Raw genomic sequence first — 20,498 nt, 5'->3', positions numbered from 1 at the left:
TTTAGTCTATATTTTTTATATGCTTCAGACCAGCGGCAATCCGAGCCCGGCCGACGACGCTCGACTTTCATCGCCGCAGCCAGGGGCGGGAAGGGGGCGCATCGAATTAAAAGGAGTCTCGGTTTCTTTTGGAGAGGGTGCCGGTCTCTTTGAGCTGAGCCTCACGATCGAGCCCGGCGAATTCCTCTGCCTGCTCGGCCCTTCGGGCTGCGGCAAATCGACGGCGCTCAACGCGATCGGCGGCTTCGTCGCTCCCTCCGCCGGCAAGGTCGCGGTCGACGGCGCGACCGTGCGCGGGCCAGGACCCGACCGAGGCATAGTGTTTCAGCACTATTCGCTTTTTCCGTGGAAGACGGCGCAGGACAATGTCGCCTTCGGCCTGCGCATGCAGGGCGCCTCGCGCGCCGAAGCGCGCCGCGCCGCCCGCGACTATCTGGCCACGGTCGGGCTCGCGCGCTTCGCGCAGGACTATCCGGCGAAGCTCTCCGGCGGCATGCAGCAACGCGTCGCCATCGCTCGTGCGCTCGTCAATCGCCCGGCCGTGCTGCTGATGGACGAGCCCTTCGGCGCCCTCGACGCGCAAACGAGAGCGCTGATGCAGGAACATCTCCTCGAGCAATGGCGCGAGGTCGGCAACACGGTCGTTTTCGTCACGCATGATGTGGACGAGGCCTTGTTTCTCGGCGATCGGGTCGTCGTCCTGAGCGCAGCGCCGGGGCGAGTCCTGCTCGATCTGAGGGTCGAGCTGCCGCGCCCCCGGCCACGGGAGATCTATGCGAGCGCGGACTTCATCGAGGCCAAGGCGCGCTGTCTCGAGCTGATCCGGCGGGAAAGCCGCCGCGCCTTCGAGAAATCGGACGCGCTCCCATGACCGATGCGCGCACACTGTCGCACAGCGCGCCGAAGGATGGCGGCGAGGCCGGCGCAGCCGTGTCTTCTCGCGCGTCTCCTCCCTCGCGCCGATGGGCCTTGCGCGTCTTTTCGATCGGCGCTCTCATCCTGCTCTGGCAATTCGCGTCGGCCGCCAAGCTCCGGCTACCCTTCGTTTCCTTCGCCTTCCTTCCCGCGCCCACCGAGGTCGCGGAGGCGTTCCTCGAGCTTATTTCCTCGGGAAAGCTCCTGTCGCATATCGAGGCGAGCGTCGCCCGCGTGCTCGCCGGCTATCTGCTGGCGGCGGTCGTCGGAGTGGCGCTGGGCGTGGCGATCGCGCGCAAACGCTTGCTCGAAGACCTCTTGCTGCCGGCGTTGGAGCTGGCGCGGCCCATTCCCGCCGTCGCCTGGATACCGCTCGCTATTCTGATGTTTCCGTCGTCGGAAGCCTCGATGATCTTCATCACCTTCACCGGCGCATTGTTCCCGATCCTGCTCAATTCCATAGATGCGATCCGCGAGGTGGATGGCCGGCTGATCGCTTCGGCGCGCTCGCTCGGCGCGCGCGAAGCGACGATCATCCGCGAGGTCATTCTACCAGGCGCTCTGCCCGGCGTCTTCACCGGGCTCTCGATCGGCATGGGAACATCCTGGTTTTGTCTGGTGACTGCGGAAATGATCTCGGGACAGCTCGGGGTCGGCTACTACACTTGGGAATCCTACACGCTTCAAAATTACCCGGACATCGTGGTCGGGATGCTGATCATCGGCGCTCTCGGCTGGGCGAGCAGCGCCGCCGTGCGAGTCCTCGGCGCGCTCGTCATGCCGTGGCGGCGCGAGCATTGAGAAACGCGAGGCGCGCGGGCGCGCAAACGAAGGACGAGACCGACATGCGGATATTGCGCCTGTGGCTGCTGCCGACTTTCCTCGTGGCGCTGTCGAATCCGTTGGCCGCGGAGACGATCCGCATCGCGATCGGCGTGCAGGATACGACGATCAATTGCGCGGCCGGCGGACTGCTCATTCGCGAGCTCGGCCTTCTGGATCGCTATCTGCCGCGCGACGGAAAGTACAAGGGCGCGACCTATGACGTTCAGTGGAGGAACTTCACGAGCGGCGCGCCCATCACCAATGAGATGGTCGCGGGCAAGCTCGACTTCGGCGTGATGGCGGATTTCCCCGGAGCGCTCAACGGCGTCGCCTTCAAGAAGGCCGGCAAGCGCAGCAAGTTCATCGCCGTCTTGTCGGGCAGCGTGCGCGGCAGCGGCAATGGCGTCGTCGTGCCGACCGGGTCCCACGCGCAATCTCTCTCCGATCTGAAGGGAAAGACGATATCGGTTCCCTTCGCCTCGACCGCGCATGGCATGTTGTTGCGCGCGATCGCCGATCTCGGCTGGAATCCGGACAAGGATGTGAAGATCATCGCGCAGGCGCCCGAGGTGGCGGGCTCGGCGTTGCAGAGCGGGCAGATCGACGCCCACGCCGATTTCGCGCCTTTTGCCGAGCTGTTTCCCTATCGCGGCGTGGCGCGAAAAATCTTCGACGGCGCGCAGGCGGGCGTGCCGACGTTTCACGGCGCGCTCGTCGACGCCGAATACGCCGATCGATATCCCGAAGTCGTGGTCGCCTATCTCCGCGCCGTGATCGAAGCGACGCGGCTGCTCACGGCGGAACCGGAGAGATACAGCGAATTGATCGCCAAGGTGACGGGCGTGGACGCGCCGGTCGTCTATCTTTTCCATGGTCCCTTCGGATTGCAGACGCGCGCCCTCGCATGGAAAGCAGAGTTTCGACAGGATGTCGCGACGTCGATCGACACGCTGCGCCTGCTCAAGCGCGCCGACACGGGGCTCGATCTCGACGCATTCATCGACGACGCCTTTATCCGGCGAGCGTCGAAAGAAGCCGGTCTCGATTATGAAGCTCTGCTCGCGGCAGACGCCCCTCCGCCGGTCGTCACGGACGCGTCCACGGGACAGCAGATCGAAGACGTCTCGCAGTCCGCCGAGCTGTGGCTGAAAGACGAAGGCCGAGCGCGCAGATACGCCTCCCTCGCGAGCGCTTTGCGCGCGCTCGCCGAGCTCGAGCGCCAAGGCCGGGCAGCGCGCGCGATCTACGCCTTCGATCGTGTAAGCGGCGTCGAGATATTTGCCGATCGCGCATGGTTCGTCTCGGACAGCAATGGACGATTGAGCGCCTATCTTTCCAAGGACGCAGCCTTTCGCTTCGGCGATGGCGCGAATGGCGGCGTGCTGGATTTCACGGAGGCGAAGTCGAAAGCCGGCGGCGTCGCGAACGCCCGGTGAAGCTCGGGACATTCGGCTCTGAGCTACACGTCTCCGGATCAACCTCTCGCAGCTTTTTGCCTTGTGGAGCTTCGCGGCGAGCGGCGCCTGCGTTCGGCGAACTGGCGCGGCCTGGCGGCGGAAAGGCGCGCTCGCGCTTTCTATGAAACCGGCTCATGAGAAGATAGATGACCGGCGTCGTATAGAGCGTCAGAATCTGGCTGAGCGCCAGCCCTCCGACGATCGTCACCCCGAGAGGTCGGCGCATCTCCGCGCCAATTCCGGTGGCCATGGCGAGAGGCAGCGCGCCGAGCATGGCGGCGAATGTCGTCATCAGAATCGGCCGTAAACGCTCCTTCGCTGCGAGCAGCACGGCCTCCTCGCGGCTCAGTCTCTTCTCTCTCTCGGCCTGTAGCGCGAAATCGACGAGCATGATGCCGTTCTTCTTGACGACGCCGATCAGCAGCAGAATCCCGATGAAGGCGATGACGGTGAACTCGATGTCGAAGGCTCGGAGCGCCAGCAGCGCTCCGAGACCGGCGGACGGCAATGTGGATATGATCGTGATCGGATGTATGAAGCTCTCGTAGAGAACGCCGAGTATGGTATAGACGCACAATAGCGACAGCAGAATGAGCTTGGCCATGCCGTTCGCGACCGTCCGAAAATCGGCTGCGTCACCGGAAAAATCTGCTCTCAGCCCATTCGGGAGCTGCATTTCGTCGGCGGCGCGCCGCACCGCCGATGTCGCCGCGTCGAGAGTGTGCCCCGGCGCGATATTATAAGAGATCGTTACAGCTGGAACGACGCCCTGATGGTTCACGACCAGAGGCGTCGATCCCCGCTCTATTCGCGCGACCGCGGTGAGCGGCGCCTGCGTCCCATTCGCGCTCGATACATAAATCTGCGAGAGATCGCTCGGATCACGTTGCCGTGCGGGCAGCGCCTCCATGATCACGCGATACTGATTGCGCTGCGTATAGATCAGATTGTCCTGCCTCTGGCCGAAATAGCTGTTGAGCGCCGCATCGATCGCGGAAATCGAAATGCCGAGCCGCGACGCCGCCACGCGATCGATAATAATGTCGCCCTTCAAGGCTCCGGATTGCCTGTCGGTCGAAACGTCGACGATCTCCGGAATGGCGCGCAGCCGTTGGACGACTTTCGGCGTCCATTCGTTCAATTCATCGACAGCCGAGTCCCAGAGGGTGAATTGATATTGGCCTTTGCTCTGCCGTCCGCCAACTCTTATGTCCTGCGCCGGGACCAGGAAAACGCTCATCCCCGTGACTTCGGTCAGCTGGCGCCTCAATCGCGCGATCACCTCGAAAGTCGTGACATTGCGCTCGCTCGCCGGTCTCAGGCCGATATACATCCGTCCCTGATTGGTCGACGAGGTGAGACCAGAGGAGCCTCCGATCGACGAGCCGACAGTGACGACATCTGGATCGGACGCCACGATCTCGGCCACGACCTTTTGTAGCCGCGCCATTTCGACGAATGAGGTGTCGGCGGAGACCTCCGTCGTCGCATTGATTAGCCCTGTGTCGTCCGGCGGCAGGTTTCCCTTTGGGATGACGCCGTACAGATAAATCGTCGCGACGATGCTGACGACCACCGCCGCCGGTCCGAGCCAGGGATGCGCGATCATCGACCGCAGGCTCTGGAGATAGAACGCTTCTGTCCGTGCGAGGAACCCTTTCCGCTCGCCGCTTCTCGAAGGTCGAGCATGCGTCGCGCCGGGGAACCATGCGCAGACCATAGGCGTGACCGTCAACGAGACAATGGTCGATATCGCGATTGCGAAACTGAGCGTGAACGCGAATTCGGCCAATATGCGGCCCGTGGGACCATCCAAGAACTTGAGCGGAATGAACACAGTGACGAGCGACAGGCTGATGGCGATCACGGTGAAGCCGATCTGCCGCGCTCCCGCGAGAGCCGCCTCCAAGCGGCCCATGCCCTTCTCGGAGCAGCTCGCGATATTCTCGATCATGACGATTGCGTCGTCGACGACAAAGCCGACAGAAATCGTCAGCGCCATCAACGAAATATTGTCGAGAGAAAAGCCTGCGAGCCACATGGCCGCGCCGGTTCCGACGAGCGACAGGGGAACAGTGACGCCGGCGGCGACAACGGGCGTCGCGCGCTTCAGAAAGACGAACACCACGAGCATGACGAGCGCGACGGATATGCCGAGCGTGTGCTGGACGTCGTTCACGCTCGCTCGAATGGAGACGGTGCGGTCAGATTGAATGGCTATCGAAATTCCCGCCGGGACCCATCTCTCGAGCTCCGGCAGCAAGGCTTTGATGCGATCGGCGACTTGCACGACATTGGCGTTGGCCTGCTTGGTGATGACGAGCAAGACGGCCGGCTTGCCGTTGAACCAGCCGGCGGTCGTCCGGCTACGTGTGCCGCGTTCGACAGTCGCGACATCGCGCAGCTTCACGACAGCGCCATTTTCCGCGCGCAGGACGATGTCGCGAAATTCTTCGGGGCTCGATAATTCATCGCTCGCTCCGAGCGTCGTCGACATCGTCGCTCCATCGAAAGCCCCGAGAGGCGATCGAACATTGGCGGAGAGAATGGCGCTCGCGACCGCATCGACGCCCAATCCCATCGTCGCGAGGCGCGCCGGATCGATCTGCACCCGGATGGCCGGCTGCTCTGCGCCGGCGACCTTGACTTCGGCGACGCCGGGAACCCGAGATATTCTTTGCGCGATCACCGTATCGGCGACATCGTAGAGGGATGTCGTCGGCAGCGTGTCGGATGTCAGCGCGAGAATGAGAATGGGCGAGGCGGCCGCGTTGGCTTTGCGGAATGACGGCAAGGCCGACAGATCGGCGGGCAGGTCGGTCGCTGCGGCGTTGAGCGCCGCCTGAACGTCGCGCGCTGCAGCGTCGATATTGCGATTCATGTCGAATTGCAGCGTGATCTGCGTCGAGCTGGGCGAGCTAGACGAAGTAAGCTCGGTGAGGCCGGAAATCGTCGCCAGTCGACGCTCCAAGGGCGCCGCGACCGACGCGGCCATTGTGGAAGAATCGGCGCCCGGCCGAAAGGCGCCGACGCCGATTATCGGCATGTCGACCGCCGGCAGGCTGGCCACCGGAAGAAATGCATAGCCGACAGCGCCGACGAGGAAGAGCGCCGCTGCGAGCAGCGTCGTCGCGACCGGGCGGTGTATGAAAAGAGCCGAGAAGTTCATGTGAGCCGGTTGAGAGGCGAGCCCATACGCCGTCACGCTCGAGCTCGCGAGGCGCCGGGAGCAAGAAGCTATAAATACGATCAATTTAATATGATTACAAGGCCGCGAATGCCTCGAGCGATCATGTGGAGCGCGGCCGCACTTCGAATGATATTTGAACTCGGGCGCCGCTTTGAGCTGATCCTTGGTCGCATTGGCGGTCGCGCGCCACTTCTTCCCGGACTCGTCGTATTTGATCGAGATGGACGAGGGCTGCACCGCGACATAGCGCTCCCCCATTCCGAGCAAGCCGCCGACGGATAGAACATGCGGCCGCGGGGCCTATATCCGCGTTCGAGCGCCGCCCCGATCGGAACGAAAGGCAGAGCAAACTGTAATGCTTCGCCACGGAAAAGGCTCCTTCGAACGGCCTCTTGCTCGAACCCGAGCGCGCATCGCCGTATTTCATGCCGAGCGGCTGCGTCCGGGCGCAGCTGATGGATGCGGAGCTGGCCCAGCGGCTGTTCGCGGAACGCGGCGCCGAGCCTCGGAGCGGGGCGGTCTACCGAACCGGCGCGAAGCCAGTCCAATCGACGAGCGCTAATTCCGACGCCCGAACTCGACTTTCGCGGGCTGTCCAGCCATGAGACGGGACCGAAACGTTTGGAATTCCAGGGCGCTCGAATCATCTCCGCGCAAGACGGATGAAGAGCGCGGAACCGGTCTGTGGATAAATTAAGTAATTTTAACTCGACCGTCTCTGCCGTCCTGTCTAGCTTCTGGCGGCGAGTTCAGGGGACGAAGGGCGGGTCGTCGGTGATCGAGTCGAGGATGAATTGGCGATCGACGCGATCGGTCGAGAGCGGCGTCGATGCGCTCTCCCCTCCGAAACGTCGAACGGCGCAGCGCTTGCGACGTCTCGCGGGAGCGGGCGCCGCGGGAGCGTTGATCGCCTCGCTCGCGGGATGCATGGCGGGGCCGGATTATGCGCCGCCGACGGACGTCGCGCCCGTCAAGTTCAAAGAAAGCGATCGAAAGAGCGCGGCCGTCGGCGCGCGTGAGCGCTGGAAGCCGATCTCGCCGCTCGACATCGCCGATCGCGGCGACTGGTGGCTCGTCTTCAAGGACGAGGATCTCACCAAGCTCGTCGCGCAGGTCGAAATCTCCAATCAGACGGTGGCGGCCGCCGCCGCCGCTTACGATCAGTCGCGGCAGCTCGTGCGGGAAGGCCAGGCCGGCCTCTTTCCGACGGTCACGACCGGCTACACGCCATCGAGAAGCCGTTCCGTCTCGAGCGGCTCGGCCGTCTATTCTAGCAATGTGTCGGTCGCGACCAATCTCGATTGGGAGATCGACGTTTGGGGCCGCATTCGCCGCACAGTGGAGGCCGACGCCGCCGCGGCGCAGGTCAGCGCCGCCGATCTCGCCAATGCGAAGCTCTCCGCGCAAATCCAGCTCGCCGTCGCCTATTTCAGCCTTCGCACTTCCGACGAGCTGCTGGCTTCGATCGAGAGCACGCTCGTGCTGTTTCGCCGCACGCGCGACATTCTGAAGAACCAATATACGATCGGCACCACCTCGCGCGCGGATTTCGTCACCGCCGACAATCAGGTTCTGTCGACCGAGGCGACCGCGATCAATGTCGGATTGCAGCGCGCGCAATATGAGCATGCGATCGCGGTTCTGATCGGGCGCAGCCCGTCGGAGCTATCGATTCGCAAGCGCCGCTGGTCGGGCAAGACGCCGCCCGTCGCGCCCGCGGGCCTTCCCTCGGAGCTGCTGGAGCGCCGACCCGACATCGCTTCGGCGGAGCGGCGGCTGCAGCAGCAGAATGCGCTGATCGGCGTCGCGATCGCCAATTTCTATCCGCGCGTGAGCCTGTCTCCGGCGCTGAATTTCGCGGCCGCCAAGCCCTGGCCGGTGACGGCCGCGCATGAGGCCTGGTCGCTGGCCGGAAGCGCCACGCAGACCTTGTTCGACGGCGGCCTGCTCGACGCGCAGCGCAAGGCGGCCGAGGCGTCTTATCGCCAGGCGGTCGCGACCTATCGTCAGACCGTGCTCACCGCCTTTCAGCAGGTCGAGGACGATCTCGCGTCGATCCGCGCGCTCTCCGCGCAAGTCACGCGACTGGATAAGGCGGTCGCCGAGGCGCGCGAGGCGGTCGACGTCTATTTCAACCAATATCGGGTCGGCACGGTCGCCTTCACATCGGTCGTCACCGCGCAGGCGACTCTGCTCTCCGGCATCGAATCGGCTTTGACGGCGCGGCAGAATCTGTTCATCGCGACCGTCAATCTGATCGGGGCGCTCGGCGGCGGATGGGACGCCTCGCGTCTGCCCGCCATCGACGCGCTCTCGGCGATCGAGCCGCCGCTCCCGGTTCCCGTGAGCGCGCTTCCGGCCGCATTCGAGACCGCGCAGTCAGCGAGATGAAAATGGACGAGAAAGCCCTTCCCCTCGCGTCCGACGCGGCGCCGTCCGGCAGACGCAAGACCGCGAGTCTCGCCGGGCTGGCCGCCTTGCGTCGTTCGCGGATCTTTTATGGCGTGGCGGCGTTGCTCGTCCTCGCCGCATGCTATGCCGCCTATCGTGTGATCGGAACGAAGGAGTCTGTGTCGCCGCGGTCCGCGCGGCGCGCCCTCGGCGGACCGCAGCCGGTCGCCGTGGCCGATGCGGCGCGGCTCGACGTGAAGATCGTTCGCCATGGCCTCCTCGGAACCGTGACGCCAATCGCCAATGTCTCTGTGAAGACACAGCTCGGCGGCTATCTGACCGATATCGGCTTCAAGGAAGGCCAGCTCGTTCAAAAAGGCGATTTTCTCGCGCAGATCGATCCGCGTCCCTATGAGGCGCTGAAGGCGCAATATGAGGGGCAGCTGCTCCGCGACCAGGGCCTTCTCGATCAGGCGCGCGACGATCTGCGCCGCTACCAATCGCTGAAGAAGCTCGATTCGATCGCGCGCCAGCAGGCGGACAATCAGAACTGGGTCGTCAAGCAATATGAAGGCAGCGTCAAAGCGGATCAGGCTCTGGTCGATAATCAGAGCTTGAATTTGACCTATGCGCGCATCGTCTCGCCGATCCGCGGACGCGTCGGCTTGAGGAAGATCGACGCGGGCAGCTATGTGTCGACGGGCGACGCCATCGCCCTCGTCGCGCAGATCGATCCGATCTCGGTGATCTTCGGCGTTCCCGAAGATTATATTCCCGAGATCGCGAGCGCGCAGAAGAAGCGCGGCGCGCTCGAGGTGACAGTCTTCGACCGCTCCGATGCCAAGCAGATCGCGGTGGGGCGGCTGCAGACGCTCGACAACTCCATCGATCCGACGACCGGCATGGTCAGCGGCCGCGCCGAGCTCGAGAACGCCGATGAAAAGCTCTATCCCAATCAATTCGTCAATGTTCACTTGCTGGTCGATATTCACGAAAAGGCGCTGGTCGTTCCGAAGACGGCGATCCGATCGGGCGCCTCCGGCCTCTTCGTCTATAAGGTGACGAATGAAAATCGCGTCGTGATGCAGCAGATCACGCCGTCCGCCGGCGAGCATTACGACGATTTCGCCGGATACAACAATGGCATGGTCGAGATCGCGCAGGGGTTGGCGGAGGGCGAGCGCGTCGTCACCGACGGAGCGGATCGTCTGCGTGACGGCGCGGAGGTCAGGATCGTCGCCGGCGGCGACGGCGTGGCCGCGCCGCCGCCAGAGAAGCGCCGCTCCGACCCAGAACGCGCGCGCGAGCGCCGCCCGCCACGGCCGCCGTCGGAGACGCAGTGAGCGCGCTTCGACGCGCATCCTTTCGGCGAAGCCGGGGCTGAGACATGAATCCCTCGAAGATCTTCATCCTGCGTCCGGTCGCCACGACCCTGCTGATGGCGGCCATCCTGCTCGCGGGATTGTTCGCCTATCGGCAATTGCCGCTCTCCGCTCTGCCGGCCGTCGATTATCCGACGATCCAGGTGCAGACCTTCTATCCGGGCGCGAGCCCGGAAGTGATGACGTCCGCCGTGACCGCGCCGCTCGAGCGGCAGTTCGGCCAGATGCCCGGGCTGAAGCAGATGACCTCGGCGAGCTCCGCCGGCGCCTCGATGATCACATTGCAATTCGATCTCTCTTTGAGCCTCGACGTGGCCGAGCAGCAGGTGCAGGCGGCGATCAACGCCGGCGGCAATCTTCTGCCGCAAGATCTGCCGACGCCGCCGGTCTACGCCAAGATCAATCCCGCCGACGCGCCGATCATGACGCTCGCCGTCACATCGAAGTCGCTGCCGCTGATCGAGGTGGAGGACCTCATCGAGACGCGGCTCGCGCAAAAGCTCTCGCAGCTGCCGGGCGTGGGGCTCGTGGCGATCGGTCATGGCCAGCGTCGCGCGATCCGCGTCGGCTTCAATCCGACGGCGCTCGCCAAATATGGGCTGAACATCGACGATCTGCGCACCGTCATCGCCAACACCAACACCAATGCGCCAAAGGGCGGCTTCGACGGGCCAAAGCAATCCTCGACGATCAACGCCAATGATCAGATCAACGATCCGAAGCAATTCGGCAAGACCATCATCGCCTTTCGCAACGGCAATCCGGTTCGCCTCTCCGATGTGGCGGAGGTGCGCAATGGCCCAGAGAATGACCGCATCGCGTCCTGGGCCAATTCCACTCCGGCGATCATTCTCGACATCCGCCGCCAGCCGGGCGCCAATGTCATCGAGGTCGTCGAGAACGTCAAAGCCATGCTGCCGCAGCTGCGGGCCTCGCTTCCCGCGGCGATCGACATATCGGTGCTGAGCGACCGCACGAACACGATCCGCGCTTCTGTCGAGGATGTCGAATTCGAGCTCGTTCTCGCCGTCGCGCTCGTCGTCCTGGTGATCTTCGCCTTTCTGCGCAATCTGCCGGCGACGCTCATTCCGAGCCTATCGGTCCCCTTGTCGCTCGTCGGCTCCTTTGTCGCCATGTATTTCTTCGGCTTCAGCCTCGACAATCTCTCGCTCATGGCGCTCACCATCTCGACCGGCTTCGTCGTGGACGACGCGATCGTCGTGATCGAGAACATTGCGCGGCACATGGAGGCGGGCGCCACGCCGCTGCAAGCGGCGCTGCGCGGCTCGGCGCAGATCGCCTTCACCATCGTCTCGCTCACCGTCTCGCTCGTCGCTGTGCTGGTCCCTCTGCTGTTCATGGGCGATATCGTCGGACGGCTCTTTCACGAGTTCGCCGTCACGCTGGCCGTGACCATCGTCATCTCCGCCTTCGTCGCTCTCTCGCTCGCGCCAATGCTCTGCGCCAAGCTGCTGCGTCACCGGCCCGACGCGCAACGCGGGCGTTTCGATCGCGCGGCGGAGCGCGCGATCGACGCAATGATCCGCGTCTATGGACGGGGGCTCGACATCGTGCTCGAGCGTCAGCCGACGATGCTCGCCGTGACGGTGGGGACGCTGGCGCTCACCTGCGTGCTCTATGTCGTCATACCGAAAGGATTTTTCCCGCCGCAGGATACTGGCGCCATCCAGGCGATTTCCGAAGCCGCGCAGGACATTTCCTTCGCCGGCATGGTCGAGAAGCAGCGGGCGCTCGGCGACGTGATCCTCCGCGATCCGGATGTGGAGACCGTCAGCTCCTCGGTCGGCGTCGATGGCGCGAACACGACGCTGAACGCCGGACGCTTCTCTATCTCGCTGAAGCCCCGGCCGCAGCGCAGGGCGAGCGTGAACGAGGTGATCGCGCGGCTGCAGGATGCGGCGTCCCAAATTCCCGGCGTGCAGCTCTATATGCAGCCGGTGCAGGATTTGACGATCGATTCGACGGCCAGCAAGGCGGCCTATCATTTCGTGCTCGAGAACGTCGATCTCGCTTCGTTGCGCGAGTGGACGCCCAAGCTCGTCGAGCGGCTTCGCGAGGCGCCCGAGCTCGCCAATGTCGCGAGCGATCTTCAGAGCCGCGGCAAGGCGCTCGACATTGTGATCGACCGCGCCACCGCGGCGCGATTCGGCGTCACCATGGCGGCGGTCGACAATATGCTCTACGACGCCTTCGGCCAGCGCATCGTCTCGACGATCTATATGCAATCGAACCAATATCGCGTCATTCTCGAGCTCGATCCGAAGTTTCATGCGTCGGACGCCGCGCTCGCCGGCCTCTATCTGCCGTCTTCCTCCTCGTCGTCGAGCGGTCAGGTGCCGCTCACCGCGATCATGCGCCTCCAAGAGCGCGACGGACCGCTCCAGATCACTCATCTCGGGCAATTTCCGGCGACGACGATTTCTTTCGATCTCGCGCCGGGCGTCTCGCTCGGCGCCGCGGTGCGGGCGATCGAGGCGGCGCAGGCGGAGATCGAGCTGCCGGAGAGCTTCACGCTCGCGATGCAGGGCGCCGCAGCGGCGTTCACGGCCTCGTCCACCAATGAGCTGCTGCTGATCCTGGCCGCGATCGTGACCATGTATATCGTTCTCGGCGTTCTCTACGAGAGCTTCGTTCATCCGATCACTATTTTGTCGACGCTTCCGTCCGCCAGCGTCGGGGCGCTGCTCGCCTTGATGATCGCCGGCTATGATCTCGACGTCATGGGCGTCATCGGCATTATTCTGCTCATCGGCATCGTGAAGAAGAACGCCATCATGATGATCGACTTCGCGCTCGACGCGCAGCGCGTCGACGGGCTGGCTCCGCGAGAGGCGATCTATCGGGCGTGCCTGCTCCGCTTCCGTCCGATCCTGATGACGACTCTGGCCGCCATGCTCGGCGCCATCCCGCTCATGGTCGGCTCCGGCGTCGGCTCCGAGCTGCGTCAGCCGCTCGGCGTCTCCATCGTCGGCGGCCTGCTCGTGAGCCAGATGCTCACTCTGTTCTCGACGCCGGTCGTCTATCTCTATTTCGATCGGCTGGCGTCGCGCTTCGCGCGGATCGGCGGCGGAGCCGAGGCGCACGCGCGGGCGGAGGCGACCGAATGAATATTTCGGCGCCTTTCATCGAGCGGCCGATTGCGACCATATTGCTGACGGTCGGCTTGACGCTCGCCGGCGCGCTCGCTTTCGTTCGCTTGCCGGTGGCGCCGCTGCCGCAAGTCGATATGCCGGCGCTCTCGGTCTCCGCCTCGCTGCCGGGCGCCTCGCCCGAGACCGTCGCGACGAGCCTCGCCGGTCCTCTGGAGCGAAGGCTCGGCGCGATCGCCGATGTGACGGAGATGACCTCGACGAGCAAGACCGGCCAGACCAACATTGTGATGGTCTTCGGGCTCGACCGCGATATCAACGGCGCCGCTCGTGACATTCAGGCGGCGATCAACGCCGCGGCGGCGGATCTTCCCACCGGGATCTCGTCGAACCCGACCTATCGCAAGTTCAACCCAGCCGATGCGCCGATCCTGATTCTCGCCCTTACGTCGAAATCGCTCTCCCGCGCGCAGCTCTATGACGCGGCGAGCAATGTTCTTCAGCAGCGGCTGTCGCAATTTCCCGGCGTCGGACAAGTCGCGATCAACGGCGGCGCTTCGCCTGCCGTGCGTGTCGAGCTCAATCCATCGGCGCTGTTCAAATATGGCGTCGGCCTCGAGGATGTGCGCGCGGCTCTGGCTTCCGCCAACGCCAATAGTCCCAAGGGCGATATTATTCGCGGCGGCGCGCGTCGGCAGGTCTACACGAATGATCAGGCGACGCGCGCGGATGATTATCTGCCGCTGATCGTCGCCTATCGCAACGGTAATCCCGTGCGCCTCGCCGATCTCGCAGAGGTGACGGATTCGGTCGCCGATGTGCGCAACGCGGCGATCGTGCAAGGAATGCCCGCGATCGTATTGAGCATTTTCCGCCAGCCGGGCGCGAATATCATCGAGACAGTCGATCAGATCAAGGCCCAGCTTCCCAAGCTCGCGGCGGCGATGCCGAGCGACGTCGAGATTATTCCGACCTCCGATCGCAGCACGACGATTCGCGCCTCTCTGCGAGACACCGAGCTCACATTGCTCGTCGCCGTCGCGCTGGTCATTCTCGTCGTCTTCCTGTTCATCGGCGAGTGGCGCGCCGCGCTGGTGCCGGCCGTCGCTGTGCCAGTGTCGGTCGCCGGCGCATTCGGCGCCATGTATCTTCTCGGCTACAGCCTGGACATTCTGTCGCTGATGGCTTTGACGATCGCAACGGGCTTCGTCGTCGACGACGCAATCGTCGTGCTCGAGAATATCGAGCGTCATCTCGAGGCGGGTCTGTCGCCGCGCGAGGCGGCGCTGCGCGGCGCGCGCGAGGTCGGCTTCACCGTCATTTCGATCAGCCTGTCGCTGATCGCGGTGTTTCTACCCTTGCTGATGATGGGCGGACTGCTCGGACGACTGTTTCGAGAATTTTCGGTCACGCTGTCGATCACGATTCTCATCTCGCTCGTCGTCTCGTTGACGACGACTCCGATGCTCTGTTCGGTGCTATTGCGCGCCGGCCCGCGCCGCGAGCGCCGTCCGATCCGGCCCTTCGCTCTGATCGCGCGCGGCTATGAGAGAAGCCTCGCTGCGGCTTTGCGTCATCGCGGTCCCGTCATGCTTTCGCTCGTCGCCGCGATCGCATTGACCGTCACTCTATTCGTCATCATTCCGAAAGGCTTTTTTCCGGAGCAGGACACGGGTCGCCTGCAAGGATCGATTCAGGCGGATCAGAGCGCATCGTTTCAATCCATGAAGGAGAAGCTGGAAGAGTTCATCGCGATTATCCAAAATGATCCCGCGGTCGAGGTGGTGGCGGGCAACACGGGGGCGGGCAGCGGAGGCGGGCCGCCGGGCTCCGTGAGCTCCGGCTCGGTGTTCGTCACGCTGAAGAAGCTCGCCGAACGCGACGTGACCTCCGCGCAGGTCATCGAGCGGCTGCGGCCCAAGCTCGGCCAGGTCGCCGGCGCGCGGCTCTTTCTCCAGCCGGTGCAGGATTTGCGCGCCGGCGGGCGGCCCGGCGGCGCGCTCTATCAATATACGCTTCTGGCCGACAGCTCGGCCGAGCTCTCCGAATGGGCTCCGAAGCTGATGCGGGCGCTGCAAGGCAGCAGCGTCGTTACGGATGTGAATACGGATCAGCAGGAAAACGGCGTCGAGACTTATATCGACATCGATCGGGACACTATGTCTCGTCTCGGCCTCACGCCGGCGCAGATCGACAATACGCTCAACGACGCGTTCGGGCAGCGGCAAGTGTCGACGATCTACAGCGAGATCAACCAATATCGTGTCGTGATGGAGGTCGCGCCACGCTATTGGCAGGACCCGCAGATTCTGCGCGAGATCTATGTGAGCACGGCGGCCAAGCCGGCGAGCGGCACGGCCTCCTCCGTGCTGCCGGCCGGCTCCGTCACTTCGGCGACGTCATCGGCGACCGCCAATCTTTCGCTCGACTCGGCCCGCAACGCCTCGACCAACGCCATCGCCAATTCCGGCCGCAGCGGCGCCTCGAGCGGCTCGGCCGTGAGCACCGCGGTCGAGACGATGACGCCGCTGGTCGCTTTCACGCGCATGAAGCGAGGCGCGACGCCGCTCGCGATCAATCATCAAGGACCTTTCGTCGCGGCGACGATCTCCTTCAATCTCGCGATCGGCGCGTCGCTCAGCGACGCGGTGGCGGAGCTCGATCGCGTGAGCGCCGAGATCCGCATGCCTGCGAGCGTGCATCGGGGGATGGAAGGAATCGCTCGCGTTTTTCAATCGTCTCAGAATGACATGCCTTTGCTGATCGGGATGGCGCTGGCGGCGGTCTATATCGTGCTGGGCATGCTCTATGAGAGCTATCTGCATCCGATCACGATCCTTTCGACTCTGCCATCCGCCGGGGTCGGCGCGCTTCTCGCGCTGTTCGCCTTCGGCTCGGAGCTCGATGTCATCGCGCTGATCGGCTTGTTTCTGCTTATCGGCATCGTGAAGAAGAACGCCATCATGATGATCGACTTCGCGCTCGACGCCAAGCGTCAGAGAGGGTGGAGCGATCGTGACGCGATCGTCGAGGCCTGCCGTCTACGGTTCCGTCCGATCATGATGACGACGGCGGCGGCTCTGTTCGGCGCCATTCCGCTGGTGGCGAGCTTCGGCGATGGAGCGGAAATTCGGCGTCCGCTCGGCATCGCGATCGTCGGCGGCCTCCTGCTCAGCCAATTGCTGACGCTGTACACGACGCCGGTGCTCTATCTGACATTCGCCGATCTTCGTGGCCGGATCGCGCGTTCGCTTGCGGCTCGCGGACGACGCGCTTGAAAACGGCGGCTCGTTCGCCGCTTTTCCCGTGCGGCGTGGTCATGTCGGCTCTGTTTCAGGCGCTGATCTCGCTGGTGAAATATGTCGCCGATCCGGTCGACACGCTCGCCACCATCACCTTCTGGCCCTCGCCATCGCTATATCAGCTCGATATATATTGGTGGAGCGGGCGCACAACCGATTTTGCGGACGTTCTCGTTCGTGGGCGCGGATGGGCTTTTGTTCTTTGTTCGTTCTCGCGCATGCGCTACGCTGAAACTCTGTTCGATTCGGCATTGGCGCATGGCGACACTGATCATCACGGAAAAGGCCAGTCAGGCGAAAGATCTTCGCGCGGCGCTCGGCGGGCGCTTCGGGCAGATTCTGCCGGCGGAGGGTCATTTGCTTCGCTTGGCCGAGCCCGAAGAGATCAACCCTGTCTGGAAGCGCTGGTCCTGCGTCGTCCTCAAGCCGGACGGGCTCTATCCGACTCGCGAAGCCATGCAAGGCAATAAATCCGCGAAGCTCCGGGCCATAGCGACGGCGCTCTCCGCCTGCGACGATGTGATACTCGCGACCGACTGCGATCGCGAGGGGCAGCTGATCGGCCAGGAAATCCTGGATCATCTCGGCTATCGCGGGCGCGTGCGGCGGGCTCTGTTCACCGCCCAGGACCCGAAGACGCTGCAGCAGGCTTTCGCCCGGCTGAAGCCCAACGCCGACATGCGCCCGCTCTATGAGGCGGCGGTGGCGCGCCAGCAGGCCGATCAAATCTTCAACCTGTCGCTGACGCGGACGGCGACGAAGACATTGCTCTCGCCCGGCGCTCGCGGCGTGATCGGAATCGGTCGGGTCAAGACGCCGACCTTGGCGATCGTCTGCCTTCGCGAATTGGAGATCCGCAATTTCCGGCCGGAGGATTATTTCGAGGTCGTCGCCACAGCGACCGTCGAAGGCGGCGGCTTTTCGATGCGCCATGCTCCGGCGCCCAAGGCGCGGATCAAGACGCGCGCCGAGGCCGAGACGATCGCCAGAGCCGCCAATGGCCATCAGGGGCCTCTCGGCGTCGCCGTCGATGAAAAGCGGCAGGCGCCGCCGCGTCTCTTCGATCTCCCATCCTTGCAGAAGACCTGTGGCCAGCGCTGGGGATGGACCGCCGACAAGACGCTGTCCGTCGCGCAGGCGCTCTATGATGGCGATGGCAAGAAGCTCATCACCTATCCGCGGGCGGAGGCGCGTTATCTGAGCGAAAATCAGATCGGCGACGCGCCGGCGATCGTCGCCGCGCTGACGCGCCTGCGCGGCTTCGCGCGGCTGGAGATCGCCGCTCCGGTGATCCGACGCGGCAAGTCCGGCCATTTCTGCGACAAGGCGCTGGAAGGCGTCTCGCATCATGCGGTCGTGCCCAATGTCAACGTTCTCGACGATCTCGAGGCCCGCTTGGCGCGTCTCGACGAGGATGAGAAGCGGCTGTTCGCTCTCATCTGCCGTTCTTATCTCGCCGCCGTGATGCCCGATTACGAATATCGGCAGACCATCGTCACAATGGCGGTTCCGATCGCGGGCCGAAGCGCGGCCGAATTTCGCGCCGTCGGCCGGATTCCGCTGCGGCTCGGCTGGAAGGCGGTCTATCAGGCGATCGAGCCGGACGCCGAGACAGAGGCCGAGCAGACGCTGCCCGCGCTCCGTGACGGCGAGCGCGCGAGCTTGTCCGAGCCGCGCGTGGAAGCGAAGAGAACGCAGCCGCCGCCTCGATACAATGAAGGCACGCTCGTCGATGCGATGCAGAATGCATGGCGCTTCGTCGATGATGTCGCGCTTCGCGACCGGCTGAAGGAAGCCAAGGGGATCGGCACGCCCGCGACGCGGGCGGAGATCATCAAGGGATTGAAGCGGCAGAATCTGTTGACAGCGGATGGCAAGCTGGTGCTGCCGACGCCTGCCGGGCTGCAATTGTTCGAGCTGCTGCGCGGCGCCGCGCCCGCGCTCGTCGATCCCGCGACGACGGCTCTGTGGGAGATGCGCCTCGATGAGATTCTCACCCGCAAGGCGGATTATCACGCCGTCATCGATGGCGTCGCCACAGCTGCGGGGGAGCTGATCGATGCTCTGGTCGGAAAATCGAATGGAAAAGTCGAGCTGACCACCTCGGCGCCGGCGCGTCGATCGGGACGTCGCCGCCGCAGCGGACCGGCCGATTCTCGCGCCGCGGCGCCGAAGAGCGCGAGCGCTGGTCCGCGTCGTCGCGCGTCGAAGGCGAAATCACCCGCATCGCAAGAGAGCGTCGGCGAAGAGCGCGCCGGTCGCGCCAGAGCGCCGACCGAGAAAATGGTCGCCTATGCGCAAAATCTCTCGCGGGCCAAGAAAGTGAAATTGCCTGAAGGCTATCGTCAGGACTTCGACGCCTGCCGCAAGTTTCTCGACGAGCATGCGCGATAGCGCCCGCGTCTTTCGCGTCACCTCGATAGTCGCCCCTCGTCGTCGATCGGCGACAGATAGGACGGAGGGGCGTTTCCCCATGACCAGAGCGCGAGGTTGAGATCGTCCTCGCTCGTTCCCGGGGCGAAGCTGCGAACCAGCAGCCCGCAATAGCCGGCGCCGATCAGCCGCCGGGCGAAGCTCTGTGTTCTCGCTTCGCCGCTCGCGCGCATCTCGTCGCGCCAGGTCGAGGCCGCCAGCGCGGCGGCGTCCATGCCTTCGCTCGCCAGCGCCGTCGCATCCCGCGTATCGAATATTCGTTCGAGATCGGCGTCGTAGGACACGAGCGTGGTGGGCTGCAGACTGCCGACCTGATTGGCCTCCCGAATGGCGGTCATGATCGAGAGGCAGCAATAGAGCGCGGGAACGCCTTTGGGATTGAATCGACCGCCATACGGCGCGGCCCCGTAGCCCGAGAGCGGCTCGCGCGCATAGACGGGATTGAGCGCGCGATAGAGCTTGCCCCTATAGGCTATGGCCGCGCTCAGGCGTGGACGCCCGCGTCGACGGCGTCGATATAATCGAGCACCTCATCGGCTCGGCCGCTCTTGACGAGCTGCATGGCGGTGAAGCCAGAAAAGCCGGCGAGCGGTTCCGAGCGGTACCAGGCATAGGCCAGAAGCGCCGAGCCGAAGCGCGGCTCGACCTTGTTGAGGATCTCGACCATCTCCCGCAGGCGACGCTGCGTCTTATCGGAGCGAAGCCGGCCGGCCCGCTGCACGGCGTCCTTGCCCAGACCGGCGGTGCGGGCGATCTCCTCGCTCGAGGTGCGGAGCATGTCCGCGATCTTGCGGGGCGCGAAAATCCCATCATCCGCATATCGAGCCAGGCTCATTGTTCCGCCTCCGCTGGATGCCGAATATTATGACGCAATATAGCGTCACAATGAGCGGCATTCAATGGGCATGCTTTCGCCCTTTCTAGAGGCTCGTCGCGTCCTCATGGTTTGCGGCTCGGCCTTCTCCTGCAGGCCGATATGCGCGAGAAAGCCGTCGACCATAGTCTCGGTCGAGAAGCGCGCCGCGACGCGGGGCGCATTGTCGGCGAGCTCGGCGTGCAGCGCGTCGTCGGTCAGCAGGCGTTCGATCTGCCGCGCGAGATCGCCGCTGTCCCAGCATCGAAAGACGCCGAGGCGCTCGACGCAGCGCTGAAGGCGCGCGGCTATCAGGTCTGGCGCGCGCTGATGAACTTCTACGTTCAACCGCTCCGGCGCAGCACGCCGAGCGTGCGGATTTCCAATGATGTGCTCGCGACGCTCTCTTGCTGCGGAATGGATGGGTCGCATCGCGGCTGCGATCTTCTCTGGACGCATCCCACGAGGCGCTGGCGAGCTGCGCTAGTTTGGAAGCATAACAATTCTACATTTGACGGCGACGCAGCCTATATTGTTGTATAATATATATAAATCGCTATTTGTAAATGTTTCAATATAGGCGCCGCCGCGATTGACCTTATGTGTCGCACTTAATACTATAAATATAGTAGCGATATAT

Annotated in this window: 12 protein-coding genes; 9 read left to right on the top strand and 3 right to left on the bottom strand. The window is 64.0% G+C overall.

Annotation, left to right across the window (positions count from 1 at the left end; translation table 11 throughout):
• The first annotated feature begins 19 nt into the window (after nucleotides 1–19).
• Genes K369_RS03705 through K369_RS03695 form a run of 3 tightly spaced genes read left to right on the top strand, consistent with a single transcriptional unit; the run spans nucleotide 20 to nucleotide 3,176 of the window.
• A complete protein-coding gene (locus K369_RS03705; RefSeq protein ID WP_036288173.1) occupies nucleotides 20–871 on the top strand; it encodes an ABC transporter ATP-binding protein in 852 nt (283 codons plus the stop codon).
• On the top strand, nucleotides 868–1,716 hold the full coding sequence (locus K369_RS03700) for an ABC transporter permease (protein ID WP_084570447.1): 849 nt from the start codon (nucleotides 868–870) through the stop codon (nucleotides 1,714–1,716). Before K369_RS03705 ends, K369_RS03700 begins: the two co-directional genes overlap by 4 nt.
• A 44-nt stretch (nucleotides 1,717–1,760) precedes the next feature.
• Entirely contained in the window at nucleotides 1,761–3,176 is a 1,416-nt protein-coding gene (locus K369_RS03695) for an ABC transporter substrate-binding protein (protein ID WP_051948991.1), read from the top strand.
• Here the strand turns inward: K369_RS03695 and K369_RS03690 are convergent.
• Entirely contained in the window at nucleotides 3,130–6,366 is a 3,237-nt protein-coding gene (locus tag K369_RS03690; RefSeq protein WP_245278080.1) for an efflux RND transporter permease subunit, read from the bottom strand. The genes K369_RS03695 and K369_RS03690 overlap by 47 nt on opposite strands.
• Nucleotides 6,367–7,176: 810 nt before the next feature.
• Between K369_RS03690 and K369_RS03675 the strand changes: the two genes are divergently transcribed.
• The 5 genes from K369_RS03675 (at nucleotide 7,177) to K369_RS03655 (ending at nucleotide 18,966) form a co-directional block, all read left to right on the top strand.
• Nucleotides 7,177–8,778 (top strand): efflux transporter outer membrane subunit, encoded by a 1,602-nt coding sequence (locus K369_RS03675; RefSeq protein ID WP_051948958.1) that lies wholly within the window; start codon nucleotides 7,177–7,179, stop codon nucleotides 8,776–8,778.
• Nucleotides 8,779–8,780: 2 nt separating this feature from the next.
• Nucleotides 8,781–10,121: an efflux RND transporter periplasmic adaptor subunit gene (locus K369_RS03670; protein ID WP_036287968.1), complete on the top strand. Its 1,341-nt coding sequence runs from the start codon at nucleotides 8,781–8,783 to the stop codon at nucleotides 10,119–10,121.
• Between the two features lie 44 nt (nucleotides 10,122–10,165).
• On the top strand, nucleotides 10,166–13,288 hold the full coding sequence (locus tag K369_RS03665) for a multidrug efflux RND transporter permease subunit (RefSeq protein WP_036287965.1): 3,123 nt from the start codon (nucleotides 10,166–10,168) through the stop codon (nucleotides 13,286–13,288).
• Nucleotides 13,285–16,548, top strand: a complete 3,264-nt coding sequence (locus K369_RS03660) for an efflux RND transporter permease subunit (protein ID WP_036287962.1) — start codon at nucleotides 13,285–13,287, stop codon at nucleotides 16,546–16,548. Before K369_RS03665 ends, K369_RS03660 begins: the two co-directional genes overlap by 4 nt.
• Nucleotides 16,549–16,830: 282 nt before the next feature.
• A complete protein-coding gene (locus tag K369_RS03655; protein WP_036287960.1) occupies nucleotides 16,831–18,966 on the top strand; it encodes a DNA topoisomerase in 2,136 nt (711 codons plus the stop codon).
• Between the two features lie 17 nt (nucleotides 18,967–18,983).
• On the opposite strand, the gene K369_RS03650 is transcribed toward K369_RS03655, so the two are convergent.
• Nucleotides 18,984–19,481, bottom strand: coding sequence for an RES family NAD+ phosphorylase (locus K369_RS03650; RefSeq protein WP_036287957.1), 498 nt, complete (start codon nucleotides 19,479–19,481; stop codon nucleotides 18,984–18,986).
• 8 nt (nucleotides 19,482–19,489) lie between these two features.
• Nucleotides 19,490–19,840: an antitoxin Xre/MbcA/ParS toxin-binding domain-containing protein gene (locus tag K369_RS03645; RefSeq protein WP_018268367.1), complete on the bottom strand. Its 351-nt coding sequence runs from the start codon at nucleotides 19,838–19,840 to the stop codon at nucleotides 19,490–19,492.
• Nucleotides 19,841–19,981: 141 nt separating this feature from the next.
• Here K369_RS03645 and K369_RS03640 point away from each other — a divergent pair, with 141 nt between their 5' ends.
• A complete protein-coding gene (locus K369_RS03640; RefSeq protein WP_156967676.1) occupies nucleotides 19,982–20,401 on the top strand; it encodes a hypothetical protein in 420 nt (139 codons plus the stop codon).
• The last annotated feature ends 97 nt before the right edge of the window (nucleotides 20,402–20,498 follow it).

The sequence above is a fragment of the Methylosinus sp. PW1 genome, assembly GCF_000745215.1.
Classification (GTDB): Bacteria; Pseudomonadota; Alphaproteobacteria; order Rhizobiales; family Beijerinckiaceae; genus Methylosinus.
This window is presented reverse-complemented; position numbering and strand designations above follow the sequence as displayed.

Bases quoted from the DNA above. Each gene is read 5' to 3' on its own strand.
- K369_RS03705 (WP_036288173.1), top strand. From the start codon at position 20: ATGCTTCAGACCAGCGGCAATCCGAGCCCGGCCGACGACGCTCGACTT.
- K369_RS03700 (WP_084570447.1), top strand. From the start codon at position 868: ATGACCGATGCGCGCACACTGTCGCACAGCGCGCCGAAGGATGGCGGC.
- K369_RS03655 (WP_036287960.1), top strand. From the start codon at position 16,831: ATGGCGACACTGATCATCACGGAAAAGGCCAGTCAGGCGAAAGATCTT.
- K369_RS03670 (WP_036287968.1), top strand. From the start codon at position 8,781: ATGGACGAGAAAGCCCTTCCCCTCGCGTCCGACGCGGCGCCGTCCGGC.
- K369_RS03695 (WP_051948991.1), top strand. From the start codon at position 1,761: ATGCGGATATTGCGCCTGTGGCTGCTGCCGACTTTCCTCGTGGCGCTG.
- K369_RS03675 (WP_051948958.1), top strand. From the start codon at position 7,177: ATGAATTGGCGATCGACGCGATCGGTCGAGAGCGGCGTCGATGCGCTC.
- K369_RS03690 (WP_245278080.1), bottom strand. From the start codon at position 6,366: ATGAACTTCTCGGCTCTTTTCATACACCGCCCGGTCGCGACGACGCTG.
- K369_RS03645 (WP_018268367.1), bottom strand. From the start codon at position 19,840: ATGAGCCTGGCTCGATATGCGGATGATGGGATTTTCGCGCCCCGCAAG.
- K369_RS03660 (WP_036287962.1), top strand. From the start codon at position 13,285: ATGAATATTTCGGCGCCTTTCATCGAGCGGCCGATTGCGACCATATTG.
- K369_RS03640 (WP_156967676.1), top strand. From the start codon at position 19,982: ATGCGCGAGAAAGCCGTCGACCATAGTCTCGGTCGAGAAGCGCGCCGC.
- K369_RS03665 (WP_036287965.1), top strand. From the start codon at position 10,166: ATGAATCCCTCGAAGATCTTCATCCTGCGTCCGGTCGCCACGACCCTG.